The 15,014-nt window shown below is 53.1% G+C and carries 14 protein-coding genes; all 14 read left to right on the top strand.

Translation table 11 applies throughout. The features are described 5' to 3' along the window. Positions 1-408 (top strand): flagellar protein FliT, encoded by a 408-nt coding sequence (fliT, locus tag MOY_RS06380; RefSeq protein WP_009097783.1) that lies wholly within the window; start codon positions 1-3, stop codon positions 406-408. Next, positions 405-1,619: a flagellar hook-length control protein FliK gene (locus MOY_RS06375; RefSeq protein ID WP_009097781.1), complete on the top strand. Its 1,215-nt coding sequence runs from the start codon at positions 405-407 to the stop codon at positions 1,617-1,619. Before fliT ends, MOY_RS06375 begins: the two co-directional genes overlap by 4 nt. Next, positions 1,603-1,896: an EscU/YscU/HrcU family type III secretion system export apparatus switch protein gene (locus MOY_RS06370; protein WP_009097778.1), complete on the top strand. Its 294-nt coding sequence runs from the start codon at positions 1,603-1,605 to the stop codon at positions 1,894-1,896. Before MOY_RS06375 ends, MOY_RS06370 begins: the two co-directional genes overlap by 17 nt. Before the next feature lie 103 nt (positions 1,897-1,999). Continuing rightward, the gene (flhD, locus tag MOY_RS06365; RefSeq protein ID WP_009097776.1) at positions 2,000-2,332 is read left to right on the top strand and encodes a flagellar transcriptional regulator FlhD; all 333 of its coding nucleotides are present in this window, start codon (positions 2,000-2,002) and stop codon (positions 2,330-2,332) included. Continuing rightward, positions 2,329-2,874: a flagellar transcriptional regulator FlhC gene (gene flhC / locus MOY_RS06360; RefSeq protein ID WP_009097774.1), complete on the top strand. Its 546-nt coding sequence runs from the start codon at positions 2,329-2,331 to the stop codon at positions 2,872-2,874. Before flhD ends, flhC begins: the two co-directional genes overlap by 4 nt. 219 nt (positions 2,875-3,093) lie before the next feature. Further along, on the top strand, positions 3,094-3,963 hold the full coding sequence (motA, locus tag MOY_RS06355; protein ID WP_009097772.1) for a flagellar motor stator protein MotA: 870 nt from the start codon (positions 3,094-3,096) through the stop codon (positions 3,961-3,963). Continuing rightward, on the top strand, positions 3,960-4,877 hold the full coding sequence (motB, locus tag MOY_RS06350) for a flagellar motor protein MotB (RefSeq protein ID WP_009097768.1): 918 nt from the start codon (positions 3,960-3,962) through the stop codon (positions 4,875-4,877). The genes motA and motB overlap by 4 nt, the downstream gene beginning before the upstream one ends. Positions 4,878-4,920: 43 nt before the next feature. Beyond that, positions 4,921-7,032 (top strand): chemotaxis protein CheA, encoded by a 2,112-nt coding sequence (gene cheA / locus MOY_RS06345; protein WP_009097765.1) that lies wholly within the window; start codon positions 4,921-4,923, stop codon positions 7,030-7,032. Next, a complete protein-coding gene (gene cheW / locus MOY_RS06340) occupies positions 7,029-7,529 on the top strand; it encodes a chemotaxis protein CheW (RefSeq protein ID WP_009097763.1) in 501 nt (166 codons plus the stop codon). The genes cheA and cheW overlap by 4 nt, the downstream gene beginning before the upstream one ends. A 97-nt stretch (positions 7,530-7,626) precedes the next feature. Then, positions 7,627-8,922, top strand: a complete 1,296-nt coding sequence (locus tag MOY_RS06335; RefSeq protein WP_050949557.1) for a methyl-accepting chemotaxis protein — start codon at positions 7,627-7,629, stop codon at positions 8,920-8,922. 70 nt (positions 8,923-8,992) lie between these two features. Next, the gene (locus MOY_RS06330) at positions 8,993-11,158 is read left to right on the top strand and encodes a methyl-accepting chemotaxis protein (RefSeq protein WP_009097758.1); all 2,166 of its coding nucleotides are present in this window, start codon (positions 8,993-8,995) and stop codon (positions 11,156-11,158) included. Further along, positions 11,155-12,027, top strand: a complete 873-nt coding sequence (locus tag MOY_RS06325; protein ID WP_009097756.1) for a CheR family methyltransferase — start codon at positions 11,155-11,157, stop codon at positions 12,025-12,027. Before MOY_RS06330 ends, MOY_RS06325 begins: the two co-directional genes overlap by 4 nt. A gap of 92 nt (positions 12,028-12,119) precedes the next feature. Further along, complete coding sequence (locus tag MOY_RS06320; RefSeq protein WP_009097754.1) at positions 12,120-13,181, top strand: protein-glutamate methylesterase/protein-glutamine glutaminase; 1,062 nt, start codon at positions 12,120-12,122, stop codon at positions 13,179-13,181. A gap of 105 nt (positions 13,182-13,286) precedes the next feature. Continuing rightward, a complete protein-coding gene (locus MOY_RS06315; RefSeq protein ID WP_009097749.1) occupies positions 13,287-14,975 on the top strand; it encodes a methyl-accepting chemotaxis protein in 1,689 nt (562 codons plus the stop codon). Positions 14,976-15,014: the final 39 nt, after the last annotated feature.

Raw genomic sequence — 15,014 nt, 5'->3', positions numbered from 1 at the left:
ATGTCGGGTTCTGACGCTGTCCACAGCTCTACTCCACAAGCGCTGTTAGAGGCTTATGCCAAACTGCTTGTACGTGCAAGGCATATGCAAGAGCTAGCCAATGCGGAGCAGTGGCCAGAGCTTATTGAGCAGCGTACCCATTACGTTACATTAGTCGAAGAGTTACGTGAGCTTGATAAAAAAGTCGTGTTAGATGCTTCTGCCAAAACTCGTAAGGCTGAGCTGCTGGAAAGTATTCTTGAGCACGACGTCGAAATTCGCCGACGTTTAGTGGCGCGGCGCGAGGAGCTTGGGAAGTTAATTGGCGTATCTCAACGCCAGCGTGATTTGCACCGAGCCTATGCGCCGCAGCAGGGCAGCCATGACATTTATGACCCTGAAGGCACACAAGACCAGGAGGCTCCGTGAGTGGCATCACGCCACTTATTGATACCCTCATGCACCAAGTGCTTGGGCGTCAAGGAGAAGCCTCTTTACAGCGCTCCTTAAATGCTCCTGTGCAGCCTGTTCCGCCCGGAGAAGGTCCGCGAGCCTTACAAGGTGATGCTAGCTTAGACGGGCGACCAATGTCGCTGCCGCTAGGTGACCTCAAGCGCTTACCAACCTCCCCGGATGGGCAGCGCCTAGCTACCCAAGGCGGCGCCAATACAGCCCCAGGCTCCACCCAGACTCATTTAAGTCCTGCGGCACGCACGATTGCGGATGTATTGCTGCGTTTTCCTGCGCCGCCCACCGTTATGCGCCCTGAAGCTCCCCTAATGAGCGCTCTAGACGCGCCGTCAGCTACGACGCTTGCGACGCGTCTAGAGTCGAGCGTACGTGATAGTGGTTTGTTCTACGAGTCTCATTTGAAGCGTTGGTTCCAGGGCGATGTTTCTCGTCAGCAGCTACTGCGTGAGCCTCAGATGCAGCCCGGCCCACGGCCTGTGCTGCCTGCTAGCGTGAATGTGTTGTCGGCGGTTGCTACCTCTTTAGCGCCGGGCTCCTCTGCGCCAACGGGACCTGGCAACTTTTCTATTTTGCCTAATACAGCGCTGGTACCAGTCGCAAGCGATATGCTGATACTTGAGCGCCCCGTGGCCTTCCTCAATACGCCAGCCAGCCCTGCCGCGTTACAGGCAGAGCGGCAAGAATCGGCCCAAGCGAGAGTTGAAACAGTGGGCGCTCGCGAGCTAGCCGACGTAGCTATCCAGCGCGGTGGTCGTGAGATTGTTCATGAAAACCTGCAGAGCCTAGTGCGTCAGCAGCTGGAGATGCTGGTTATGCCTACCATACGTTGGGAGGGAGACGTGTGGGCCGGGATTTTTATGGCGCTAGTGATTAACTTGCCTACACGTGACGAGGGGCGTGAGGGTGCCCAGGACGAGACTGATTCGGGCGAAGGGTGGCGCTCTGAAATGCAGCTCGAAGTGCCCAACATAGGCGCTTTTAGCGTTACTTTATGGCTCTATCAGTCAGTGCTCAGCATCGACCTTACCACCGAAGACCTGGCGACATATCGGCAACTTGAGCAGGGGGTAAGCGCGTTAGAGCAACGTTTAGAAGCCTTGGATTTTCGCAAAGTGCAGGTTAAATCACGGCATATAAGTTTGGAGAGCCACCATGACGACGCCGGGTGAGCGCCGCCGCCAAGCCGTAGCATTGGCTTATCGAGATGGGGAGCAGGCACCCCGGGTAGTGGCGAAAGGGTATGGTGAGTTAGCTGAGAGGATTATGGCAGAGGCGCAGCGCCAGGGGATTTATGTGCACGACGCTCCTGAGTTGGTGGCACTGCTCATGCAGCTGGATTTAGATGCCGAGATACCGGCGAGTTTATATCAGGTCGTTGCTGAGCTTCTGGTGTGGGTGTTTGAGCTTTCTGAAGGTGCGCTAAGTCACCGTGAACAGCTCAAGTAGCCAATGTAGACGTTGTGTGCAACCATGATGCTTATGGAAAAAGTCACCCATGGCGTCATTATAAAGTTTATAAAGTCGCGCCTGTGTCGTCCGGTGGAACACTATGAGCCAATCAAACTTTCTCGATGAAATTGAAGAATTAAACTTAGCGTACCTGCTTCTTGCCCAGCGCCTACTGAGTGAGGATCGAGAGGCCGCCATGTTTCGCCTGAAAGTTGATAGTGAACTGGCAGATTTGCTCGTTTCACTTAATGCTTGGCAGTTAACGAAGCTGGCGCGTACCAATCAATTGGTATGTCGGTTTAGTCAAACTAGCGGGCAGCGCTTACGCCAAATTATGGAAAATCCCAGGGATCAAGGGCTGTCGGGATTGCATGCATCGCTGTTATCAGCCTGCGAACCGTTCGATTCACTACCCAAAGGAGGGGCGGAGTGAGCCAGAAAAGCTTGGTTGATGAAATGCATCAAGTACAGCTGGCAATCGAACTGATTGAGTTAGGTGCACGTTTGCAGGTGTTAGAAACGGAAACGGATCTAAGCCGTACTCGCCTAATTAAGCTGTATAAAGAAGTGCGTGGCATGTCGCCCCCAAAAGGGATGTTGCCTTTTTCGGCCGACTGGTTTGTTACCTGGTTGCCTAATGTGCACTCATCACTTTTTTATAATATTTATGCAAGTTTACAACAAGATACCTGCTGCGAACGTATTGATGCGTTCGTTAAAGCTTACCGACTTTACGAAGAACAAATAGCGCTTGAAGACGTGGAGCCAGTGTTGGGCTTAACGCGAGCGTGGACACTGGTACGTTTTTTTGAAAGTGATCTGCTGCAGCTAAATACGTGTACCCGGTGTGAGGGGCGATTTGTTGCCCATGCACATAGCCCGATTCACGGCTATGTGTGCGGTATTTGCCAGCCGCCTTCACGTGCCGGGAAAACCCGTAAAGCCCAACGCGGAGCGGCGGGTACAGAAACATAGCCATGACCCACTCACAGGACGACGCAATATAATAAAAACAGCCATTAGCGCATAGATAGCGTTAAAAGGCGGTGGTACTTTTCCATTAAACATCGCCTACATCTTAGTATGATATGACTAAGCTCCACTTGAAATGGAACCCTCCAGTGTTATTCATAATGATGAAGCAGTGGTTGGCGCTCCGTTGATACAAAAACTGCTATCGCAAGGACACTGCTTGTGCTGATTCTCCTAGGTTATGTGGTCGTAATATTGTGTGTGTTTGGCGGCTATGTGCTGGCAGGTGGTAGTTTAGGCCCCCTGTATCAACCTTTAGAGCTGTTAATTATTGGCGGTGCGGGCGTAGGCGCGTTTATTGCCGCCAACAACGGTAAAGCGATTAAAGCCACGTTTAGAATACTGCCGCGGCTCAAACGGACCAAAAAATATAACAAAGCCCTATACATGGAGCTAATGGCGCTGCAGTACAAGATTCTCTCCAAAGTGCGCCGTGAGGGGATGCTGGGGATTGAGCGCGATATCGATAACCCTCAGGAAAGCCCGCTGTTTCAAGAGCATCCCACGGTGCTTGCGGACCCGCACATTATGGATTTTTTAACTGATTACCTGCGCCTAATGGTAAGTGGCGGCATGGAGCCGATGGAAATCGACGAGCTGATGCTTCACGAAATCGAAGTATTTGAGCAAGAAGCCCATATTCCCATTGATGCGATTGCTAAAGTAGGTGATGCCATGCCCGCGTTTGGTATCGTGGCGGCAGTCATGGGGGTTATTAAAGCGCTGACCTACGCCGACGCCAGTGCGGAACAGATGGGCCAGATGATTGCTATGGCGCTAGTGGGCACCTTCTTAGGCATTTTGATGGGTTACGGTTTTATCAGCCCCATTGCAAGCTATGCCGATCGACAAGCAAAAGAAGCGGAAAAAATGCTGCAGTGCATCCGCGTCACGCTGTTGGCTAGCTTGCACGGCTATGCGCCTCAGTTAGCCGTTGAGTTTGGCCGTAAAGCACTGCACAGCACCGAACGTCCTAGTTTCTCAGAACTTGAAGAGTACGTGCGTGACGCCAAAAAGGGCGGTAATGCATGAGTCAGGGCGGTGACAAGCGCCCAATAGTCATACGGCGCAAAAAAGTGGTTCATGCTCATCATGGGGGAGCATGGAAAATCGCCTTAGCTGATTTTATGACCGCGCTAATGGCTCTGTTCCTGGTGATGTGGATTTTAAGCGTCTCCAGTGAAGAAACACGGCAGGGCGTGGCGGACTACTTTAGCACGCCGCTGATAACCGCGATGACCGGGGATCGCGGCGGCAGTTCGCGGGTTATCCCAGGCGGCGGGCCTGACCCAGCGCATAGCGATGGAGAGCGCGCCCAGGTAGACATGTCATTGCAGCCGCGGCCCAGCTTGCAAGAACGGCGGTTCTTCTCTGATTTACAAGAACGTATAGAGCGGGCCATTGAGCTAGACCCTGAGCTGCGCCAGCTGCGCAACCAAATGCGTTTTGATCTTACCCGTGAAGGACTGCGCATTCAGCTGCTTGATACAGAGCAGCGGCCCATGTTCCAGCTGGGTAGCGATCAGGTAGCACCTTATATGCGCAACCTTCTGCGCACTATCGCGCCGTTACTCAATGAATTGCCCAATGACCTAAGCATCAGCGGTCATACCGACAGCGTGCCTTTTGCGGGTGGCTATCGAGGCTACAGTAATTGGGAGCTATCCAGTGACCGCGCGAATGCCTCGCGTCGGGAGTTGGTGGTCGGTGGGCTTGATCCAGGTCAACTATTGCGCGTATCGGGCTTTGCTGATCGGGTATCGCTGCCTGACACTTCCTCTTCAGACCCTATTAATCGACGTATTGAGCTTTTAGTACTGTTACCCGAAATTGCTGAGACCATTCGCGACCCAGGTATTCTTAGCACCGGTGTGCTGTTACCTGAAGGCGATTCGCCCGAAGAGGCTTTACTACCAGACATGCCACAGGCCGACGTAGCCGAATGAGCGAAGCTGGTCCAAAAAATATGATGATAATGTGGAGCGGTGCATGGATATAGCGGATTTTTGTGACACCTTTTTTGAAGAGGCGGAAGAGCTGCTAGCAGATATGGAGCAGCACTTATTAGAACTGGATGTCGATGATCCGGATAGCGAGCAGCTAAACGCTATTTTCCGTGCGGCCCACTCTATAAAAGGTGGTGCAGGGACGTTCGGGTTTAGCGTGCTGCAAAAAACCACGCATATTTTCGAAAACCTGCTGGATCATGCGCGCAAAGGGGAACTGACCCTGCGCGCTGACCTCGTTGATACCTTTTTAGAGGCAAAAGACATCATGCATGAGCAACTCGATGCCTATCGCAACGAGGAAGAACCCAACCAGGAAGCCTATGAGCGAATCTGCCAAGTGTTGCAGCAGATCGCTTTAGAGGAGATTGGACAAACCCTCGAAGCTCCTGCAGCGCCTGCGCCGACGGTGACACAGCCTTCCAAGGCAGAATCTAGCAAACGCGAGACGCCGGAAGAAGGCGAGACGCATTTGTTAGTCGCCCTACTGAACGTCAACGATAAAGATCGCACGTTGCTGGTCGAAGAGCTTGAGCAGCTGGGGGATATCCAGTCGCACTCAGGCGATGACAAGCGTTACGAGGTCATTCTCAAAGGTGGCGTCAGTGCCGACGATATTGAAGCCGTGATGTGCTTTATTATCGAGCCTGAGCAAATTAGCATCAGCAGCGTTGCTGCGGGTGACCCAGCACGAGAACCAGAGCCAGCACCTAATGTGCCGGCTCCTGCCTCCTCGCCTGCCGTTGAGGAAGTGGTGAGTACTGCGGATAACGCCCCCGCTGTGCCAAAGCAGAGCGATAAGAGCTCCCCGAAAGCCAATGATAAGCCCGCTAAGGCAGCGCCAAAAAAAGCCGCGAGCGAGTCCTCATCGATACGCGTATCTGTCGACAAAGTTGATCAAATTATCAACTTGGTTGGTGAGCTGATCATTACCCAGTCGATGCTCGATCAAACGGTCAGCGACCTTGACGACCAGTCCGTAGGTAATAGCTCGCTCCAAAACGGCATGAGTCTGCTTCAGCGCAATGCCCGTGATCTTCAAGAAGCGGTGATGTCGATCCGCATGATTCCCATGGAGTTTGTGTTTAGCCGGTTCCCCCGCGTGGTGCGAGATACCGCAGGCAAGCTGAATAAAGAGATCGAACTCGTTACTGAGGGTAAATCCACCGAGCTGGATAAAAGTTTGGTTGAGCGAATCACAGACCCGCTTACGCACCTAGTGCGTAACAGCTTAGACCATGGTATCGAAATGCCCGATGAGCGTGAGGCGCTAGGTAAGCCTCGCGTAGGCAAGCTGGTGCTTTCAGCGCGTCACCAGGGCGGCAATATTCTTATTGAAGTGCGTGACGACGGTGCAGGAATGGATCGTGAGCGCCTACTCGATAAAGCCCGTGAAAATGGGCTCAATGTTTCTGACGCAATGTCCGATGAAGACGTTTTCCAACTGATTTTTGCCCCTGGTTTTTCGACCGCAAAAGAGGTCACTGATGTATCAGGGCGCGGCGTTGGTATGGATGTGGTGAAACGTAATATTCAAGGAATGGGCGGGCGAGTCGAAATACAGTCTAAAAAGGGTGAAGGCACCAACACGCGTATTGTCTTGCCGTTGACCCTCGCAATTCTAGACGGCATGTCAATCAAAGTGGGTGGCGAAACGTTCATCTTGCCGCTCTCTACCGTGCTTGAGTCCCTCCAGCCTGCCAAAGGTGATATGTACGCGATGGCCGGGGATGATGTGGTCATCAAAGTGCGTGATGAATACCTGCCGGTTATCGCGATTCATGAAGTGTTAGACGTCGAAAATGCAATTACTGACCCGACTAAAAGTATCGCCGTTATCGTACAAGGCGAGGGTCGTCGCTATGCCATGTTGGTCGATGAGCTCATTGGCCAGCAGCAGGTGGTTGTCAAAAACTTAGAAGATAACTACCGCAAAGTGCCGGGCGTTTCCGCTGCCACCATCCTGGGGGATGGAAGTGTCGCATTGATTTTGGATATCACGGGCTTACACCGCTTAAGTCGTGCCAAAAAAGAAGCAGGCAAAGTAACCAATCATCCACATCTCGCTTATTACAAGGAGGCTGAGCCGTCATGAGTCAAGCAGCTAATAAGGCGGTGCTAGCCGCTGCAGAGGCAGAAAATCGCGAATTCTTAGTATTCTCTTTAGGAGAAGAGGAGTACGCCATTGATATTTTGAAAGTGCAGGAAATTCGCGGTTACGAAAATGTAACGCGCATTGCCAACGCGCCGGATTTCATAAAAGGCGTGACCAATCTGCGCGGTGTTATTGTGCCGATTGTTGATCTGCGCATTAAATTCCACCTGGAAAATGTGGAGTATGGCGGTCAAACCGTAGTGATCGTGGTCAATGTCGCCGACCGTATCGTGGGGATTGTGGTCGACGGTGTTTCAGACGTAATGACCTTAACCCCAGAGCAGATCAAACCCGCACCTGAGTTCGGGGTTACCCTCTCTTCTGATTTCTTAAGCGGTCTTGGCAGTCTTGATGACCGCATGCTGGTGCTAGTGGATATCGATAAACTGCTGACCAGTGAAGAAATGGCGCTGGTAGATAGCACTAGTAATTCTTAATGCAGAACACTGGGCATAAGGAGTGTGCCTATTTTGAGCTAAACAGCCGAGCCGTGAGCCATGGAGTGCTGCGGCCAATTGGGTTGTGCTTGGAGTAATGCGTGTGACACAGCTAGTGCGTCAAGTGATGGGCAATATGACCGTGCGTTTAAGTTGGGGGTTGGTACTTGCTACGTTTTCACTCCTGATTGTCCTAGCGTGCGGTATGGGTCTCTACGCGCTCCACCATGGTGCTGCCATTGTGCAAGCGACAAGCGACTTACAGTCGCAGCAGACAGCGTTTACGGAATTTTCAGCCCAAGTTCGCTGGGTGCTTATTGGCGTGGTCGTCATGACGGTGCTAACCGTTGTTGTGGTCATTTGGGGGGTGACAGCGAATGTATTGCGCCCGCTAGATAACTTAGTGGGATATTTTGAGCGTATGGCTCAAGGCGATTTAAATCAGCAAATTACCTCGCCGGGTAATAACGAAATTGGTCGACTGTATAACGCGATGGCGCATATGCAAGGCTCACTCTCCGAGACGGTCGGCGTGGTGCGCCAAAGTGGGGCCTCTATTTTTGAGCGTTCTCAACATATTGCTAGCGGTAATAATGACCTCTCTTCACGCACTGAGCAGCAGGCATCTTCATTAGAAGAGACCGCTTCCAGTATGGAGCAGTTGGCCTCCACGGTAGGGCATAACGCAGATAACGCTCGCCAAGCGAGTCAGCTAGCAGGTGATGCGACGTTAACCGCCAGACGCAGCGGTGAAGAGGTTGGCAATATTGTTGAAACAATGCAAGAGATCAGCGCCAGCTCCCATCAGGTCGCCGACATTATAACGGTCATCGATAATATAGCTTTCCAAACTAATATCTTAGCGCTTAATGCCTCTGTTGAGGCGGCACGGGCGGGGGAGCACGGCAAAGGGTTTGCCGTCGTGGCGCAGGAGGTTCGCAGCTTGGCTAGCCGCAGTGCCAATGCAGCAAAAGAAATTCGCACACTTATTGATGCTTCTCTGGGTAAAGTGGATGCCGGTACGCAGCGAGTGAACCATGCAGGACAGACCATGCAAGACCTTGTCGCAGCGGTTCAGCGTGTCAGCGATATTATGGATGAAATTGCCGCCGCCTCAGAAGAGCAGAGCAATGGCATCGGCCAAGTTAATCAAGCGGTTGCCCAAATGGATCAGGTCGTGCAGCAGAATGCCCAGCTGGTTCAGCAGGCCGCCCGCAGTGCCAATGAGTTAGAGAGTGAGGCCGCTCGTCTGCGTGAAGCGGTTGAGCGTTTTCGGGTGTCGGGAGCGAGTACCGCACCATTGACCACTCGCCCCATTCTACCCAGTGCCACGCCACGGCCCGCTAAGGTGGTTACTACTAAAACGCCGGTAGACGAGTGGGAAGCTTTTTGATTCAGCCTTTACGTAGAGTCGCCCAATTTAACTAATAAAAATGTCGCCTCCCCAACAATAAGGCATGTTAATGCGTAACAATCAGCCAGTCTCCCAACGCGAAGTTGAGCTAAAGGGGGACGATTTTCTCGTCTCGCGAACGGATCTTAAAGGTCGCATTACGTATGCTAATCCCGCGTTTATCCAGATTAGTGGCTTTCGCCATGACGAGCTAATTGGGGCGCCGCACAACCTGATCCGCCACCCGGATATGCCGCCCGTGGCGTTTGCAAATTTATGGCAAACCATCGAAACCGGTGAAACGTGGCGTGGGCTGGTTAAAAATCGCTGCAAAAACGGCGACCACTATTGGGTAGACGCTAGCGTGACGCCGATTGTCGAAAATGATCAGGTGGTTGGCTATGCCTCAGTGCGGGTTCAGGCGTCACGGGAGGCAATCGCCCAGGCAGAGCAGGTATACGCAGGTATTCGTGAGGGACGTCTTAAACGGGTCTATTTAGATAAAGGGCATATACGTTATAAGGGGCTAGTGCAGCGCCTTAAACGGGTGCGCCTGCACACCATCCGCGCCAAGCTGGTGGGCATGATTGTGGTAGCGGGCATGCTGCTGTTGATCAGTGGTGGGCTAGGACTGTATGGATTAAATGCCGCGGGTGATCGGTTAGACCGCCTCAATAACGATGGGCTGCGCGATGTTATTCGTCTCCAGCAAATCGACCAAACCATTGCCCATACACGTCAGTCGATGATCGAACCAGAAAGGATGCAGCTCATCAGCCAACGGTTTGAGATGGGCGAAGCGGTGGCGGAAAACGCCGCGGAGGTAGCTGAGGTTTGGCAGGCGTACTACCAGCGTGATGCTAACGCTAGCCAGCTAGCGGATAGTTTTGATCAGCAGCTTCAGGCGTTCTTAGCTAATGGCATGGGGCAAGCGGCAAACGTGCTGCAAGCTGAAGAGACGTATGAAGCGTTTACTGGTTTAGATGCGGTGATACGTGTGATGAATACCGATGGGCGAGCGCTGTCGGAGATGGTGAATCAGCTGATTGCGCAAAAACAGGCTGCAGCGGAAGTTATGGCGGTAGAGGCTGAGCAGGGGCAAACCGCCATGCTGAGCGCTCAGGCGGCGGTGCTGGGGATTGGCTTACTGATGCTCATGATGATAGGCGCGCTTACGCTACGTTCAATCGTTAGACCGTTAAAAAGTGCTTCACGCTTTACCCTGCAAATAGCGGGCGGCAACTTGGCAGCCCCTGTGCCTGCCCGTCGTCGTGATGAAATTGGCCTACTGCTTGATTCGCTAAATACCATGCGTAAAAGCCTGAGCAGTATTATTGGCGAGGTTAAAAGCGGCATTGAGGTAGTGACGCCTGCGGCACAGGGTATTGCCAGTGGTAATGAAGAGCTGTCGTCGCGTACAGAGCAGCAGGCTGCCGCGCTGCAACAAACCGCTTCCAGCATGGAAGAGATAACCACGACCGTGCGCCAAAATAGCGATAACGCTCAAGAAGCTCGGCGTCTGGCCGATAATAATGCTACACGGGTGACGCAAACCGGCGAGCTGATGACACAGCTAGTCGACAACATGCAACGTATCACTCAAAGCTCGCGAAAAATGACCGAGATTATCAACGTCATTGATTCGATTGCGTTTCAAACTAATATTTTGGCGCTTAATGCGTCGGTTGAGGCGGCAAGGGCAGGAGAGCACGGGCGCGGCTTTGCGGTTGTGGCAGAAGAAGTGCGTAATTTGGCGGGGCGCAGTGCCGGCGCGGCCCAAGAGATCCGGGTATTAATTGATGGTTCCAGTCAGGATGTTAGTGCAGGGGCCGGGTTAGTGGAAAAAGCTGAAGCGGCCATGAGTGAGGTTGCTGAAGCGGCACGCAGCGTAACGCAGATTATGCATGAGATCTCTTCAGCGTCAGAAGAGCAGAACAGCGGTATTGCTGAAGTCAACCAGGCCGTTGCGGAAATGGATCAAGCGACCCAGCAAAATGCTGGCCGTGTGCAGGAAACCGCGCGGGCTGCGGCAGCATTGGAACATCAAGCGGGGCTGTTGGCGTTATCCGTAGAGGCGTTTCGGCTAAACCATCAACAGTCGTTACAGGCTATGCCAGCCGCTATCGGGGCACCTGCTGCTGCGCATCAACTTACTGCGAAGCCAAATAGCGCGACATCGCCAGCGCCGCGTGTGAAGCGGCAATCGGTTTCTGCAGAGGAGTGGGAAGAGTTTTGAGCGGACAACGCGAACGGGGAGCCGAAGCCGGCCAATGGGCATCTAGTGGGCAGATCGAGCGCGACTTGCTGCTTACGGATGCCGATTTTTCACGGATTAGAGAACTGATCTACCTGCGTGCCGGTATCGTGCTTGCCGAGCATAAGCGTGAAATGGTTTACAGCCGTTTAGCAAAGCGGCTGCGCCACCATGGCATAACGCACTTTACCGACTACCTGTCACGCTTGGAGCGTCAGCCCGATGCTAAAGAGTGGGAAGCGTTTACTAACGCACTCACCACCAATCTCACGGCATTTTTTCGTGAGGCGCACCACTTTCCGCTGCTGGCTGAACATATCAAGCATAAGCAGGAGCCGGTGACTATTTGGTGTTCAGCGGCTTCCACGGGTGAAGAGCCTTATTCAATAGCCATGACGCTGCTGGAAACGCTAGGCCCCAAAGCCTCCCAAGCGAAAGTCATCGCCACAGATATTGATACTGACGCGCTCGATAGGGCTCGCGCCGGTATTTATCCTCAGGAACAAGTGCGCAAGCTCGATGAAGTTCGGGTGAAACGGTTTTTTCAGAAAGGTACCGGCAACCATATTGGGCTGGCACGCATACGGCCTGAAGTATCCGCGCTGGTGGAGTTTTTGCCGCTTAACCTGCTGGCGCCCCAGTGGCCCGTTAAGGGGCCCTTTGATGCCATTTTTTGCCGCAATATCATGATTTATTTCGATAAAGATACTCAGGCGAAAATTCTAAAGCGGTTTGCGCCGCTCATGAAGCCAGATGGCCTGCTGTTTGCTGGGCACTCTGAAAACTTCTCCTATATTAGCGATGCATTCAAGTTGCGTGGGCAGACGGTCTACACCCCCGCTAAAAAATAACCCGTATTACGTGCGTTTAGCTCCGTTAACAGGTATTTCTCAAGCGGAAGCGCAACAGCACATTAGGTAGCTACCGTAAGAGGAGGCGTGCTTTGAGCGCAGCCAAGATCAAAGTGTTATGTGTCGATGATTCGGCGCTGATTCGCGATTTGTTAACCGAAATCATCAACTCACAGCCAGATATGGAAGTGGTTGCCGTCGCGCCCGACCCCATTGCTGCCAGGGACCTGATTAAGCAGCATAACCCTGATGTACTAACCCTTGACGTGGAAATGCCGCGCATGGATGGGTTGGACTTTCTTGAGCGGTTGATGCGCCTGCGCCCAATGCCGGTGTTAATGGTTTCATCACTCACCCAGAGCGGTTCTGAAATCACCCTGCGAGCGCTGGAACTGGGCGCATTGGACTTTGTGGCTAAGCCCAGCCTAGGTATTCGCAATGGGATGATGGAGTACGCCAACGAAATTGCTGAGAAGCTGCGTGCCGCCGCGCGCTCACGACCCCGTCAGGCCCGCCACAAAAACGCGCCGCCTCCGACGCAGTTGAAAGCACCGCTGGTTACCAGTGAGAAGCTGATCATCATTGGTGCCTCTACTGGCGGAACCGAGGCGATCCGTGCGGTACTGGAGCCCTTGCCGGCTAACGCACCAGCCGTTTTGATTACTCAACACATGCCGGGCGGCTTTACCCGCTCGTTTGCTGAACGGCTGGACCGGCTGTGCCGGATTACCGTCAAAGAGGCCACTGATGGCGAGCGTGTGCTGCCGGGTCATGCCTATATTGCGCCGGGTGATCAACACCTTGAACTCGTCCGCAGCGGTGCAAACTACGTGGCACGCTTGAACGATGGGCCTCCGGTTAATCGCCACCGGCCATCGGTGGATGTGCTGTTTCACTCTGCCTCAAAGCACGCCGGTAAAAATGCGATTGGGGTAATTTTGACTGGCATGGGAAAAGATGGCGCTGCAGGGTTATTAGAAATGCGCCAAGCAGGCGCGCCGACCATTGCGCAAAATGAAGAGAGCTGCGTGGTTTTCGGGATGCCGAGAGAAGCGATTGCTGTTGGGGGAGCGGTTGATGTCGTCGCCCTAGACGATATTCCATCGCGATTGATGGCGCTGGTCGCGGCTTCCGGCCGTGCCCAGAGGGTATAGCGATGCGCCATTAATGTTATGCAGCACTAAAAATAACATGCTACGAAACAGCACATTATTAAAACAAAGCATCATCACAAAAATGACGGCAACGGGGGAAGGGCCATGGCTCGTTTGTTTCGCAATATGAGTATCCATGCGGCGGTAATCGCGGCACTTATCAGCTTTATCGCTTTGGTATTGGTGCTGGCAGGGATCAGCTTTGTATCAGACCGTAACGCCCAGCAAAACATGGCGACGCTTGATCGTATTAGCAGCGATCAGCTAAACGAAATTAACCGTGCGGACTCGTTGCTCAATCAGGCCATGCTTGCCATGGAAACGGCGTCAAACTTTTTAATGGTGGGCCAAACACGCCAGTCTAACGAGCAAATAGCGCTTGCTGCTAACCGTATTGAGCGTGCGGAACGCCGCTTTGAAAACTTTGTGGCGACGCCGCGAACGCCGCAAGGAGAGATGTTGGGCCGTGACCTGATTGAAGATTTTCAAGACGTATTAGCAATAATCAAACAACAGCTGGTGAGTTTTGAAACTATGGATATCACCACGTTTAACCGGCTGCGGGGTGAATTGACCGGTCCGCTTGCCAATTTAGCCGAGAGCACTACAGCCTTTATTGATTATGGTTTCCAGCGTGTGGATGACATCCGTAGTGATGCTAACGCACAGGGTAATTTCTTTACGCTGATTAATGCAGTGGCTACGACGATTGCATTATTAATGACAGCGTTGATCTACATTGGGCTGCGCCGCACGGTCATTGCCCCGCTTAACGATGCGGTGCGCCGCTTGGATAAAATCTCACAGGCTGATTTAACCGAACCACTGCCAGCGGCAGGTAAAAACGAGATAGGCCAGCTGTTTGCTGCAATGGCAACCATGCAGCAAAATCTCACGGGGATTGTTTCAAGAGTTCGCGAGGGCAGCAGCGAAATCCATCACGGCACTCGGGAAATTGCCAGCGGCAATGCGGATCTTTCATCGCGTACCGAGCAGCAGGCCGCCTCTATTGAAGAAACCGCTGCCAGCATGGAGCAGATGACGGCGACAGTGAAGCAGAATGCGGACAACGCGCGCCAAGCCAGCACCCTGGCCGCGGATGCATCTACCACCGCTGAGCAGGGCGGGCAGGTGGTTGAGCAGGTCGTGCAAACAATGCATGGCATCTCAACGAGCTCCCAAAAAGTGGCAGATATTACCAGCGTGATTGACTCGATTGCTTTTCAAACCAATATTCTTGCACTGAATGCTTCTGTCGAAGCGGCGCGCGCTGGCGAGCAAGGGCGTGGCTTTGCCGTGGTAGCAGGTGAGGTGCGCAATCTAGCGAGCCGAAGCGCCGATGCTGCCAAAGAGATCAAAACTCTGATCGATGCGTCGGTTTCACAAATTAAGCAAGGTTCCACCCTGGTAGAGCAGGCCGGTAGCACCATGAGTGAAGTAGTGACCGCTGTGCGTCGGGTCACTGATATTATGGATGAGATATCCGCGGCCTCTCAGGAGCAGAGCGACGGCATTACGCAGGTTAGCCAAGCAGTGGGGCAGATGGATGAAGTGACTCAACAAAACGCTGCGCTGGTTCAGCAAGCCACAGCGGCGGCTGCTTCTTTGGAGGAGCAGGCGAGCCGGTTAGAGGAGGCGGTTGCCGTCTTTAAGCTGCTTGGTGTCCAAGAACACTCTTATGAGTTACCGCGTTCGATAGCGCCTTCGGCGCCAGCACAGCTTGCCTCTACACAGCCTGCTGCACAACGGAGCGCCCGCCAGAACAGCCACCACGACGAGTGGGAAGCGTTTTAACCGTAATAAACCCTGACTGGGTGTCCAGTCACCCTAACC

Source organism: Halomonas sp. GFAJ-1 (assembly GCF_000236625.2).
Taxonomy (GTDB): Bacteria; Pseudomonadota; Gammaproteobacteria; order Pseudomonadales; family Halomonadaceae; genus Vreelandella.
The sequence above is the reverse complement of the archived record's forward strand: the minus strand, read 5'-3'. Positions and strand labels throughout refer to the sequence as shown.

Coding starts and splice junctions, on each gene's coding strand:
- MOY_RS06370 (WP_009097778.1), top strand. CDS start 1,603: ATGACGACGCCGGGTGAGCGCCGCCGCCAAGCCGTAGCATTGGCTTAT.
- motB (WP_009097768.1), top strand. CDS start 3,960: ATGAGTCAGGGCGGTGACAAGCGCCCAATAGTCATACGGCGCAAAAAA.
- flhD (WP_009097776.1), top strand. CDS start 2,000: ATGAGCCAATCAAACTTTCTCGATGAAATTGAAGAATTAAACTTAGCG.
- cheA (WP_009097765.1), top strand. CDS start 4,921: ATGGATATAGCGGATTTTTGTGACACCTTTTTTGAAGAGGCGGAAGAG.
- cheW (WP_009097763.1), top strand. CDS start 7,029: ATGAGTCAAGCAGCTAATAAGGCGGTGCTAGCCGCTGCAGAGGCAGAA.
- MOY_RS06315 (WP_009097749.1), top strand. CDS start 13,287: ATGGCTCGTTTGTTTCGCAATATGAGTATCCATGCGGCGGTAATCGCG.
- MOY_RS06330 (WP_009097758.1), top strand. CDS start 8,993: ATGCGTAACAATCAGCCAGTCTCCCAACGCGAAGTTGAGCTAAAGGGG.
- fliT (WP_009097783.1), top strand. CDS start 1: ATGTCGGGTTCTGACGCTGTCCACAGCTCTACTCCACAAGCGCTGTTA.
- MOY_RS06335 (WP_050949557.1), top strand. CDS start 7,627: ATGCGTGTGACACAGCTAGTGCGTCAAGTGATGGGCAATATGACCGTG.